The sequence below is a fragment of the Wenyingzhuangia sp. genome (genome assembly GCF_039768515.1).
Taxonomy (GTDB): Bacteria; Bacteroidota; Bacteroidia; order Flavobacteriales; family Flavobacteriaceae; genus Wenyingzhuangia.
Window position 1 is genome coordinate 36,751 of sequence record NZ_JBDNAI010000087.1, and the last position, 13,791, is coordinate 50,541.

Consider the following 13,791-nt stretch of genomic DNA (forward strand, 5'->3'; position numbering starts at 1 on the left):
ATAAAATTTAAGAATATGAAACGATTTAGTGAAAAGTACATGGTGGCAAAAGATATGAAATGGGAAGAACTCGGAGGAGGGGTTTCTAGAAAATTTCTAGGTTACGACAATCAAATTATGATGGTACAGGTTAAGTTTGAAAAAGGGGCTACTGGCGCACCACATCAACATTTTCACACCCAAGCTACTTTTTGTGCATCAGGAAAATTTGAATTTGTAATAGATGGTGTTAAGAAAATTGTTGAAGCTGGAGATGGTGTCTACATTGAGCCTAATTTATGGCATGAAGCGACTTGTCTTGAGTCGGGTATTTTGATAGACACGTTTAGTCCGGTAAGAGAAGATTTCTTGAGTGGGGGAGAGGTTTCTTACTTTGGTGATAAAGAAGAGTAGTATCATTATTTGATTTGTCTCATGCTAAGAGATAATAAGTTTTTTTAGTTTTGACCGTATAGCAAAATTAGAATTGTCCAAAAAAATAAAAAAAGAACTTCATATGAAGTTCTTTTTTTTTGTGCTTTAATTTTTGTTCGGAGAAAGTTTTTTCATGATTCTTTCTTCATTATTTTTTGGTTTTTACTAGCAATAAGAGATAAAACCTAAAATAATATTTGTTAAATGTGTTTGTATTATATATATTTGGTGAATTGAAATGGTTAACCAATTTGGTTTACCAGAACAAACTCTAAAAACAAACTATATGATTGGTAAAACTTAATCAAAAAAAAAGGGTGTTTGTGTATTTGCCCAACTCTAATTAACAAATGTCATTAATCTTTGAAATGACGATTAATATGCACTAAAACTATGAATTCCAAGCTCTATTAAAGATTGACTAAACTTTTAAAAGAGTGTTTTAAATTTTTTAACTAACTAAAAACTAATTCTAATGAAACTAAAAAAAAGTATAACATTAATAGCTTTATTGTTTTTCAATATAGCTTTGTTTGCTCAGGGAGGGTTTAAACTGAGTGGTAAAATTTTATCTAATTCAGATCAAAGTCCCGTACCAGGTGCAAACGTAATTATTAAAGGAGGTTCAAGTGGGACCATTTCAGATTTTGATGGTAATTATCAAATTGCTGTAAAAGCAGGTGATGTTGTCGTTGTCTCTTACATAGGTTTTACTTCGCAAGAAGTTGTGATTACGGATCAAACGTCCTTAACTACATATCTAGAGGAGGATGCTTCTGAACTAGAGGAGATAGTTGTTGTAGGGTATGGAGCTCGTAAGAAAAGTGACTTGACTGGTTCAGTATCTTCTGTGAAGACTGAAGAGTTAACAGCATTTCCAGTGTTAGATGCTGCTCAAGCATTACAAGGTCGTGCAGCTGGGGTTGTTGTTCAGTCCAATAATGGAGGAGAGCCGGGTGCGCCTATTTCTATCAAAATTAGAGGTAATACTTCTATTAACGCAAGTAGTTCACCATTAATAGTAGTAGATGGTTTTGTTGGTGGTGCAATGCCTCAACCAAATGACATTGCTTCTTTAGAGGTGTTAAAAGATGCTTCTGCGGCAGCTATTTATGGGTCAAGAGGGTCTAATGGAGTTGTCTTAGTTACCACGAAAAAAGGTAAAAAAGGAGCGTTAAATATTGAGTTAAACTCTACTTATGCTGTTCAAAATACAGCTAACAGGTTAGACTTATTGAATGCTGGAGATTTTGCCACTTATCAACAAGAGGTGTTTAACAACCAAGCTCTAACTGCAGGAGAATCTCCTGTTAGTTATAGTGGAGGTTCTGAAAACACAGATTGGCAAGATTTAATTTATCAACAAGGGAATACTCAAAATCATCAACTTTCTTTTTCTGGGGGTTCTGAAAAAACAAACTTTTATGCGTCTGGAAATTATTTCAAACAAGAAGGGGTTGTTGTGAATTCTGGATTTGAGAGAGCAACTTTCTTATCAAACATAGATTCACAAGTTACAGATAAATTAAAATTAGGACTTAATCTTTTTGGAAGTAGAAGTACTCAAAATGGAATAGCAACACAAGCATCAGGAGGTGTTACTGCTGGAAATGATGATGTGGTTACTTTGTCTATGAGATTTTCACCAGACCTTGGGGTTATCGCTGAAGATGGAAGTTTTCAAACAGATACTAGAGGAGATTTCCTTGATAACCCTTACGCGGTTGCTACAGAAAGAATTAACGAGACAATTACGGATAATTTCAGAGCAAATTCTTATTTAAGCTACGATATTTTAGAGGGTCTTACTTTCAGAACAACTTTAGGTTTCAGTTCTGTTAACCAAACAGAAGGTCTTTTCTTACCTTCAACTTTACCTGTTACGGCAAGTCAAAAAGGAGGAGAAGCTACTTTGTTGAATAGTACGCGATCAACTATTTTGAGTGAGAATTATTTGACTTACATCAGAGAAATCGGTAAAGGTAAATTAACTTTATTAGGAGGGTACTCTTATCAAAAAGATTCAAATGAAACTTTTACAGCAGGAGCTCAAAAATTTCCGTCAAATAGTGTTGGGTATCACAATCTAAATGCAGGTGCGGTTACAATGCAGCCAACTTCTTTTAGAAGAGTTTCAGAAACATTATCACAGTTTGGGAGAGTGAACTATGATTATGATGATAGATACTTATTAACTGCAACTATAAGACGTGATGGAGCATCTAACTTTTCAAAAAATGAAAAGTACGCGACTTTTCCATCAGCTGCATTGGGTTGGAAAATATCAAATGAAAGTTTTTTCCAAAACGTAGAAGCGGTTTCTAATTTAAAACTAAGAGCGAGTTGGGGTGAAACTGGAAATCAAGCCATCTCACCATACGGATCATTGGCAAGTCTGAGAGCTATTTACTCTTCTGTAAATGGACAGCAAGTAAATGCAGTAACTCCAGATCAACCGTCTAATCCAGATTTAAAATGGGAGACTTCAGTTCAAACAAATATTGGTTTAGATTTAGGTTTACTGAAAAACAGAATCAACCTTTCTTTAGATTATTATAATATTGATACTAAAGATTTGATCATGCGTAATACAGGATTACCAAAATATTTTGGTTTCCTAAATGATGAGATTTTAGCAAACGTTGGAGAAATTAATAATCAAGGATTTGAGATCTCTTTGAATGCGAATGTAATTTCTACAAAAGATTTTAGTTGGAATACCGACATAAATTGGTCAACTAACAAAAATAAAGTTGTGAAGTTATTGAACAATACAGATTGGTTTAATAGTGCTGCGCCTAGTTATTTTAGTGTAGGTAATACCTATATCTTGAGAGAGGGAGAAGCAGTTGGTCAATTTTGGGGTTATGATTACGTAGGTGTTCACCAAGGAGGTGATTTACCAGAAGGAACAGTAGGCGCTTCCTCGACTACTTTAGAAGGAGATCCATTGTTTAAGGATTTAGACGGTGACGGTGTAAGAGGTGCTAAGGATCAAACGATTATTGGTGATCCAAATCCTGATTTCACTTACGGATTTAACAACAATCTTTCTTACAAAAACTGGGATCTAAATATTTTCATTCAAGGTTCACAAGGTGGAGAAATATTCAACATGACCAACGTACAGTTGTATAACGGAGAGTCTAACACAACTTATGATTACTTCAATGCTTCAAAAGATGGAAGTGCTCCTCGTGCAGGAAATAATTCTACTAGAGAAATATCTTCTCGTTTTGTAGAAGATGGTAGTTACATTAGATTAAAGAATGTTGCTTTGGGATATAATTTGCCTGAAAATATTGTTGAAAAGATTGGATTTGAGAATGTAAGACTTTCAGTAAGTGCTCAAAACTTATTCACCATCACAGATTATTCTGGTTTAGATCCTGAGGTAAGTTATTTTGGTGGTAGTGGTTCAAACAACACTAAGAGAAATACTGCTCAAGGTTTTGACTTTGGTAACTACCCAACTTTACAGTCTGTGAACTTTAGCTTAAATATTAAATTTTAATAATTACTTAAAACATATATAATATGAAAACATATAAATATTTATTGTTACTGATCGGTTTATCAGTAACTGGATGTTCTGATCTAGTAGAAGAACCTAAAGGTTTATTAGCGCCGGAGGGATTCTTTCAGACTACTGAAGATATTCAAACTGCGATAAATGCTACTTATGCACACGCATACAATGAGCAAATTTGGGGAAGAAAGCTGTCTAATGCATTGATGTTACGTTCTGACATGGCTGCATTTCGACCAACAGGTTCTACTGCCAGAAGAGTTGAAATGGATACCCATACAATCACGGATGACAATGAAATGGTTTACGACCCATGGAACAGAATTTACAGAGGTATTGCAGCCGCTAATGAAGCTATTGCAGGAGCTGCTTTAGTAGATGTTCCAGATGCCGAAAAAAATCCAGTTGTAGCCCAAGCCTATTTCATGAGAGCATTTTACTACTTTCATTTGGTAAGGTTATTCGGAGAAGTTCCATATTTAACGGAACCTGTTACTGCAACAACTGCAGAAGCACAAGCTAAAATTAATAAGACCTCTGCAGAAGATGTTTATAAGGGAATTATAAAGGACTTAGAATTTGCGGAGGCTCATTTGCCGAATACACAACCTGCAAGATCTTTACCTTCCGCAGGAGCAGCAAAATCTTATTTAGCACTGGTTTATTTGACAAAGGGTGACTGGCAAGATGCATATGACAAAGCAAAAGAAGTGATAAACAACAAAGCAGCATATGACTATGAGTTAGACTCAGATTTTCAAAATTTATTTAATGCAGATGTTATAGACGCTTCAAAAGAGCCAATATTTGCTTTAGATTATAATAATGTAGAGGCTAGCGATAATGCTTATGATCAAGTTGCACCAATGACAGGTATTAGAAACAATTATCGTTTCGGAGCTGGAAATGGAGGTTGGGCTCAAGTTGTCCCAGAAATTAAGGTTTTTAATGACTGGCCAGCAGGTGACTATAGAAGAGCTGTAAGTTTTGATGATAAAGCAGTATTCTTTGGGGATCACGATTCTAACGAAGATACTCCAGACGAGGCCTATGAAGTTAACTATACTGAATTTGGAACTGCAGATGGTTCTGTACATGAACAAGCTTTGGCTAGACCATTTATTGCGAAGTACTATCGTTTTCCTGGGACATTTGCTCGAGGAGCTGTAAGAGCGACAAGTCACAACCCATCTATGATGCGTTATGCTGAGGTGTTGTTGATTGCAGCAGAAGCAGCTGTTGAAATTGGGAATCAACAAGATGCTGTGACTTATGTGAATTTGGTTAGAGCAAGAGCTAGAGCTGGAGGTTCTTGGGCGAACGATTATTCTAATACTTCTGTTCCTGCTGATATTTCAGGTACAGTAACTGTAAATGATGTACTAGAGGAGAGAAGATATGAACTAGCTTTTGAATGTAAAAGATGGTACGATATTGCTAGAAGAAAGATTGGAGCACAGGCATTCGGTCCTAATGGTTTAGAAGTTCGACCTGAATTTTCAGACGCGGATTATTTAACTCCAATTCCTAACACAGAAATTGATAGTAACCCTAATCTGGAGTAAATCTAGGTGGTTAAACTTGTAGCTTTTTATAAAAAAAAAGACACAAAATATTACTTTCAAAGTATGCAAAAAGAATCTATTGGTTTTCCAATAGATTCTTTTTTGCTTTTATAGCTTAGGATGAAGTTCCTTTTGGTTCATTTTCAGAAAATTTACTCTAGTTTGATACCCAATGTTTGGATAGCACACATTATTGTTTTTTTTCAGTTGCTCATAAAATAATTTTGTTTTGTAACATATTAAATATATATTTGGTCAACCATTTTGGTTATCCAATTTGGTAAACCAAAAAAACAACCTAAAATTTAATAAACTATCGCTAAAAAAAAAATACAAAAAAATCAATTTTAACAGTCTTCAGAAACAACTTTATTGTTTGATAAGGTAAGTCATAAGGGCTAAAAAAAAACACAAACACACATTCGATCACAGACAGTAATTAGTTTATTGGAGTGATTCGAACTTTATTAATTTTTTAAATTAACTTAACACTAATACCAATGAAACTAAAAAAAAGTATAACACTAATAGCTTTATTGTTTTTCAATTTGGCTTTGTTTGCTCAGGAGAATTATAATCTGAGTGGTACGGTTTTATCTCAATCTGATAATAGTCCAATACCAGGTGTAAATGTAATCATCAAAGGAAGTTCTATAGGTTCCATATCAGATTTTGATGGAAACTATCAGCTTTCAGTTAAGAAAGGAGACGTTATTGTGCTTTCTTATTTGGGGTTTAAAACCAAAGAAATATCTATATCAGGGCAAAACAATTTAACTTCGGTGCTCCAGGAAGATGCATCTGCATTAGAAGAAGTTGTTGTTGTAGGGTATGGTACACAAAAGAAGTCTACCATAACTGGAGCCATTTCAAAAGTAACAAACGAAAAATTAGATCAAGTTGCAGTTTCACGTGTTGATGAAGCTTTGATCGGTCAGGTTTCGGGGGTAAATATTCAAACTACAAATGCTGAGGCTGGTGCAGCTCCAAAAATTACAATTCGTGGTTTTGGTTCTATTTCTGGTGAAACAGGTCCAGCCCTAGTGGTTGATGGGATTGTTGTAGATTCTGATTTCTTATCTAACTTAGATATGAATGACATTGAGTCTTTTGAGGTATTAAAGGATGCGGCTTCTGCTGCTATTTATGGTTCTGAAGGAGCGAATGGTGTGATTATCATTTCTACAAAAGAAGGTAAAGTAGGGAAGACTAAGTTTAGTTATAAAACTTATTTTGGAAGTAAAGAAGCACACCAAAGTGATGGGTACAAAAAATCTGTTGCAGATTGGGCAGCTTACGAAGCAGGTCAGTCCGAAGAAGGAGTTGTGTCAGAACGAACTCAATACATGCAGCTTTTGGTAGATGCTTTAGGCGTTGATCGAGATTGGCAGGATGTTTTCTTTAATGGAGGTAATGTACAAAGTCACTCTTTTTCTGCAAGAGGAGGATCAAAAGACACTAAGTTCTCTACTTCTTTGAGATCTTTGAGTGATGAAGGAGTTGTTATTACCGATAGCTATAACCTATACTCAGCAAACGTAAAGGTTGATAGTAAGTTAAATGATAGATTGAAGGTTGGTATTACGGCTACACCTTCTTACTCTAAGCGTAGAGCTTTGCCGACTTCTATTCACAACCCGATAAGACAGTCACCTTGGTTGCCTATATATCACACAGAAGAGTCTTTACAGTTTGTAGACAGAAATAATTACAGCGATGTTCAAGCAGGAGATTACTTTTATGAAAATCATTTGGTAGAGTTGGATTTAGATGGTGATGGTAGTGATACTCGTCCAAGAACTTCAGGAGATTCTAACCCTTACGCTCAGTATGTAGAAAGAGAACACTTTGAGTACAAAACAAAGATTTTTGGAAAAACATATTTAGAATATAAAATAGATGATCATTTTAAATTCAAAACTCAGTTAGGGGTTACACTTGAGAATAGAAAAAGACATAGGTATGATGGTGTAAATTACCATGCCAATGGGGCGTCTAGATCTTTGTTGAATCTTCAAAATCAATCTAAAACCAGGTTGGTGAATGATAACTTATTGACTTATACAAATACAATAGGGAATCATGATATCAATGTTCTATTAGGTTTGACATTCCAAGAGAGAAGATATGAAGAATCTATGGTTACAGGAACCGGTTTTACTAATGATTTGGTGAAAACATTAAATGCTGCAACTGCAGTTTCAACATGGTCAGAGTTCAATGAGACCAGAAGAAAGATAGGTTATTTTGCAAGATTGAATTATGCATTTAAAGAAAAGTATTTGTTAAATGCTTCGGTAAGACGAGATGGTAGTTCAGTGTTTGGTGTAGATAGTAAGTGGGGTACTTTCCCAGCAGTATCTTTGGGGTGGAATGCTCATAAAGAAGAATTTTTGCTAGAAAGCGATGTGATAAGTGTTCTAAAGCTAAGAGCTAGTTACGGGTTAACAGGAAATGAGAACTTTAGTAATTTGGGGAACAATACAATAAACAGATTTCCATATATCTCATTGTTAGATTCAGATACTTATGCAGTTAATAATGTATCTTCAACAGCACCAAACCCAAGCAACCTTGCCAATACAGCGCTTCAATGGGAAGCAAATAAGGATTTAAGTGTGGGTATTGATTACGGATTTTTTAACAATACAATTACAGGTTCTGTGGATTGGTTCCAAAGAGAGAGTTATAATTTGTTGTTGAACAACCCAGTAGGAGCTGTCACTGGTTTCTATTCAGGGATTGTGAATATTGGTCAAGTTGCGAATACGGGTTTAGAATTAGAAATCAAATCAAGAAATATTGCTAATGAGAATTTTAAGTGGACAACTTCTGTAATCGCAACAACTTTGAAGAATGAGTTGGTTGATTTTGCTGACTCTGATGGTCAAATACTTCAAGATACTTATGGTAGAAATACAGAATGGATTAATGCTTCGGGTAATCCGATATCCTCTTTTTACGGTTACGTAGTAGATGATACTAAACCTTTGCCAAATGAATACTGGGATACACCTTATTTCCCAATCAATGGAAAATCTGAACAGGTAATCGTAAAAGATTTAAATGGTGATGGAATCATTTCAGATTCAGACAAAACAGTATTAGGAGATCCTTATCCAGATTTGGTTTGGAGTATGACAAATGATTTTAAAATTAAGAATTTTGACTTGTCATTTATGATTCAAGGAAGTCATGGTTCACAAGTTAGAAATGTTGGTGATCAGTATTTTTACACGCATTGGCAAGGAGGGACTATCGATCAAGGTGCTGAGTTGGCTGTCCAAAATGAGTTGATCTCTCATCCAACTTTCTTACAGGATAGGGTCCTAACAAATGATATTGTACAAGGCGCTGGCTATCTTTCCTTGCGTAACGTAAATGTTGGGTATAGTTTTCCAAAAGGATTTTTGTCAAAGTTTGGGTTAGAGTCTTTGAGATTGTATGCAACAGGTCAGAATTTAATTTATTACACCATGGATGAAAATTATCACGGTTTCAATCCAGAACATTCTGATAGCAACACAGATGCAGTGTTAACTAGTGGAGGGCAAAGAGCAGGTACTCCTCAGTATAGAACAATGACATTAGGTTTAAATATTGACTTTTAATTTTAAATAACAACTATTATGAAGTATATAAAATATATGGCTTTTGCAGTTTTAGGCGTTTTATCATCATGTAATGTTGATGAGTTCCTTAATCCTGAGCCAGAATCATTAGTGACAAATTCATCTTTTTTCAGCAATGATACAGATGTGGAGCAAGGAATCTTGGGTGTCTATGATGCTATCCAAGGGATTCCAGAGGAAACGACCAGTAGTGTGATAAAGACCAATAAAGGTGTGCAATTTGAGTATTTATTAACAGAGCACCGCTCTGACAATACCAGAGCAGCTACTATTGAGGGTTCTAAAGCAGATTTTCATAGGTATATCGTAGAAGCAACAAATGCGGAATCAATGGATTACTACCAGAGTATGTATGAAGTGATTTTTAGAGCCAATAACATGTTGCAGTACGTAGAGGTTGCAAATGAAAGCAATCAAGATGCTTTCAGAGGTGAACTTAGATTTTTACGAGCTTATGCCTATTTTAATTTGGTGAGATTATATGGTGATGTTCCATTAACTTTATCAGTTGTAAGTCCAGAAGATTCAGATGTGCTATATAAAAGAGTGGCATCATCAGAAATTTATGGAGCGATCGTTGAAGATTTAGAGTATGCTGTTGGAAGCATGGGTGAGGCAACAACAAAGAATAGAGCTAGTAAGCCAGCTGCGCAAGTTTTACTTGCAAAAGTTTTCTTATCCTTAGACGAGCCAAATTATGCAGGAGCTCAGTCTCTTTGTGAGGCTGTTGTGAATTCAGGTACATACCTCTTGGAAGCTGATTACAATGATATTTTCTATAATGAAACAGGAAATGATGAAGTGATATTTTCTATTGGATATATTTCTGGTATAGATGCTGATGCTCAAGGATTCTCTTCGGAATTCGATTCTAAGGTGGGTCGCCAAGACGGATTAAATATTCCTAATGATAACCTTGTGAACGCATTTACAGGAGATGCTGCAACAGTACGAAGTGATTTTTCATATAGAGTGTCTTTGAATAATTTATCCTTATACGAGGTTGGAAAATATTTTCCTGATGGAATTTCTGATGGAGATTTTTCTGAGATTATTCCTCGTAAAGCAGGTAACGATTGGATTGTGTTAAGGTATGCAGATGTGTTGTTGTTACATGTTGAAGCTATTATGGCAGGTGCAAATACCACTACTGATCCGGGTGCTTTGTCATCGTACAATGCGGTAAGAGCAAGAGCAGTGGGTTCACCAGTTAATACTACCTTAATTACTCAAGAAGATTTGATTCGAGAAAGAAGATTAGAATTGGCTTTCGAAAACCAACGTTTCTTTGACTTACAAAGATTTGGTATTGCGGCTGAAGTTTTACAAAACCATGCAGACGAAATGGGGTATACTTTTTCCACAACAGATTTATTGTTGCCAATTCCTCAGAGTGAAATAAACTTAAGTAAAGGTTTGTTGTCTCAAAATCCAGGGTATTAATAATTTATAAATTTCAATTAGAATGAAAACTTTATTTAAAAAAATATTAAAAACAAATCTAGTGCTGCTAAGTTTAGCAGCCACTAGTTTGGTAAGTTGTGAGGATCCTTATGCTTTTGAATTGCCAGATACAGGATCAGTTGAAGATCTTGTGCCACCAGCAGCAGCATTTACTTACTTGGCAGATCCTGCAGGATATTATGTTATTAATTTTACAAATACATCATCTGAGGCCATCACTTTCTTGTGGGAGTTTCCTGATGGAACAACTACTACTGAGATCAATCCACAGTATACTTTTGCAGATTTAGAAGCTACGTACCAAGTTACCTTGACAGCTACAGATGGAAATAATGTATCTAATACAGGTACTTTTGATGTTGAAGTAGTACCAGGTCCCGTAACTCCGGTTATTATTAATCCAGATTTCGAGAGTGGTCGTGACGGTTGGGAAATTGACTCTTTTACAGATGGAACAACTACTTCATTCAATACCAGTAGTGATGGTTCACCATTGAATATTGACGGAGAAGATTTAGGAACTGGAAAATCAGGTGGAGCTAAGTGGACAGCAGGTACGTCTATTGAGGTAGCTGCCGACGGATCAATAACTAGAAAGTCTGGTTCTAGATTTGCTTACCAGCCGATTACAATAACCGCTGGTTTCAAGTATATTTTAGAATTACAGTATTCAATAAAAACTGATGTTTCTGCAGATCCTGTAGGAGGAAGAAAAATCATTGCAGAGGTATTAAATGGATATCACACTGATGGTGCAGATGCTTTCGTGGCCTCACAAGGTGATGCAACTCAGATTCTAGGTAGAGAAGAAGGTACTGTAGTAGACGGAAAGGGAGTTTTCAATAAATTATATGTAGAATTTACCGCTCCTGCAAGTGGAGAAGCTTCTATTTGGATTTCAGCTTCTACACCAGTAGACGCATATGTCGATAATGTTAAGGTTTATCCGGTGGATTAACTTTGTTGCTAACAGTTTAAACAAGAAATAAAATCAAATAAATATGAAGAATTTATTAAAAAAAGGAATAAGTACTTTGGTTGTTTCAAGTCTTATCTTGTCATCATGTCAATCTGATGTGATGCTTGAGCCAGGAGATGTTACCAGTACAGCTTCCGGAATAAAGCAAGTAGTTTTGTCCAGCTTTACTGCAGAGGTAAGTGGTGATGGTACCATTGTATCCATTACTCCTCTATCTGTTGGAGCAGATTCATACCAAGTAGATTTTGGTGATGATACGAGTACAGAAGATATGTTAACCATCACGGAGCAGGGAGGATCTGTTACTTATGACTATCCAAACGAATTAGAAAAGGTAACTTATACCATAACGGTTACTGGAAAGTCTGATGGTAAAGAGGATAGTCAAGTATTAACAGACAATATTGATATTATCCATACACCAACTGCGTTAGCAACTGTTCCTACATCGCCAGATGTAGAGAATGAAAATGTATTGTCTATTTTGAGTGATGGAAATGCTTTATCAGCGTATACCAATTCAGTATCAAATGTTGCGTTTGATGGAGGAACAGCTCAGTATATTGCTGCCTTGGTAGGAGATAACAATGCGGCGCAGTATTCTAAATTGAGTGCAACAATTGGAAAAGTATCTTTTGATGAAATAACAATTGCAGATGCATTCGCTTCTGGAGAAAGTGCTGATAGTTTGCACATTGATTTGCATTCTATTCATAGCATTGGTCTTAATAAAGTTAAGATTTCTTTGGGGGGAAAGACCTACGAACAAGATTTAGAAGATAACGAATGGACTGCTTTTGATATTGATTTGTCTGATGAAGGAATTACCTCAATTAATGAGATTGTTTTTGAATTAGGATCAGATGGTGTAGCTACAGATGAAGCGACTTTGAACGTTGATAATATATATTTACACAGAGTATCTCTTTCAGTACCAAGCTTTACTATTGATAGTAATGCTAATGACTATTCCGTTACTTTTACAGATGCTTCAGAGCTTGCTGTAAATTACAGTTGGGATTTTGGAGATGGATCGGAGGTTTCTGAAGATCAAAACCCTACTCATGAGTATGCTGATGACGGAGAGGAATCCACTTATACTGTAACTTTAACCACGACAAACGAGTCAGGAGTTTCAACTTCGACAACAATGGATGTTATTGTTGGGGTTTTTGGTTCTATTAATCCAGAAGTGGTTAAAGGTGATTTTGAAAGATTAAATGGTGATTCAAGTGATGATGGTAACATTAGAGGTGCATGGAAAATAGCTGGTCTAGGAAATTCGAACCCTTTTGGTACTAGCTCAGACGGTTCTTGTACAAATTATGAGGGAACACTTGGGTCTAAAACAAGAGGAGCTAAGTGGTCAAGTAGCCAAAGTGCAGCAGACTTAGAAGGTACTGTTAACCCAGGAAATACAAGGTATGCTTACCAAGCCTTTAACCTAACTCCTAACACAGAGTACGTACTTGAGTATGGTTATGCGATTAGAACTGGAGGTAATGGAGAAGATAGTATGGTTGCTACTATATTAAATGGTCATTTTGATGACAGCGAGAGTGCTGTAGCTAGCATTCCTTTGGTTAGGCATGTAGGTACTATCGCTAATGGTAAATTTGGTGATAACTCTTGTTCAGGAGGAACTACGATGAAGTTACCTTTCAGATCGAATGCAAACGGTGAAGTATCAATTTTATTTTACGCTGTAACATCTAAAGATGCTTACATAGATAATGTAAAACTTTACCCAGCAGAATAGATTAATAAAACTCAACAACATGAGGAATTGTGCTAAAACATTAATCTTAGGATTAATAATTTTAGTTTCATTAAACGCTACTTGTCAAGAAAAGACAAGTAGCGTTTCTGAAACTAAAAAAGAAATAAAAGCTAAAAAGAAGAAGAAAAAACGCAAAAAAGTTAAACTCTCAAAAATAGATTTAAGTCATTGGAGTGTTACCACCCCTGAACTAAACAGAAAGGGAGGCGCCATGAATATCGAGCCTCCAGAAATTCTTGATTACGCAACGGATGAAAGGCTAATTCCTTATATGTATAACGATTCTATCAAAGGAACTTTAGATTTTTATGCATTTCCTAGTAACGCAACCACAGCAAACACAAAATATTCTCGATCGGAGTTAAGAGAACAAATGGTTCCAGGTGATAATAATACCAATTGGACTTTTGCTGAAGGGGCTTATATGA

At 35.7% G+C, this 13,791-nt stretch carries 8 protein-coding genes; all 8 read left to right on the plus strand.

Annotated elements, in window-relative coordinates:
- Positions 1-15: 15 nt before the first annotated feature.
- Positions 16-393, plus strand: a complete 378-nt coding sequence (locus ABF281_RS05785; protein ID WP_347180731.1) for a cupin domain-containing protein — start codon at positions 16-18, stop codon at positions 391-393.
- Positions 394-889: 496 nt separating this feature from the next.
- The gene (locus ABF281_RS05790) at positions 890-3,928 is read left to right on the plus strand and encodes a TonB-dependent receptor (protein ID WP_347180732.1); all 3,039 of its coding nucleotides are present in this window, start codon (positions 890-892) and stop codon (positions 3,926-3,928) included.
- A 23-nt stretch (positions 3,929-3,951) separates the two neighbouring features.
- Positions 3,952-5,508, plus strand: a complete 1,557-nt coding sequence (locus tag ABF281_RS05795; RefSeq protein WP_347180733.1) for a RagB/SusD family nutrient uptake outer membrane protein — start codon at positions 3,952-3,954, stop codon at positions 5,506-5,508.
- Positions 5,509-6,008: 500 nt separating this feature from the next.
- Positions 6,009-9,119 (plus strand): TonB-dependent receptor, encoded by a 3,111-nt coding sequence (locus tag ABF281_RS05800; RefSeq protein ID WP_347180734.1) that lies wholly within the window; start codon positions 6,009-6,011, stop codon positions 9,117-9,119.
- A gap of 18 nt (positions 9,120-9,137) precedes the next feature.
- Positions 9,138-10,583 carry a RagB/SusD family nutrient uptake outer membrane protein gene (locus tag ABF281_RS05805; protein ID WP_347180735.1) on the plus strand — a complete coding sequence of 482 codons (1,446 nt, stop codon included), beginning with the start codon at positions 9,138-9,140 and terminating at the stop codon, positions 10,581-10,583.
- Positions 10,584-10,605: 22 nt separating this feature from the next.
- On the plus strand, positions 10,606-11,562 hold the full coding sequence (locus ABF281_RS05810) for a PKD domain-containing protein (RefSeq protein WP_347180736.1): 957 nt from the start codon (positions 10,606-10,608) through the stop codon (positions 11,560-11,562).
- 43 nt (positions 11,563-11,605) lie between these two features.
- Positions 11,606-13,342 (plus strand): PKD domain-containing protein, encoded by a 1,737-nt coding sequence (locus ABF281_RS05815; protein ID WP_347180737.1) that lies wholly within the window; start codon positions 11,606-11,608, stop codon positions 13,340-13,342.
- A 19-nt stretch (positions 13,343-13,361) separates the two neighbouring features.
- Positions 13,362-13,791, plus strand: a 430-nt coding sequence (locus tag ABF281_RS05820; protein ID WP_347180738.1) for a polysaccharide lyase family 7 protein, incomplete at its 3' end; no start/stop codon positions are given.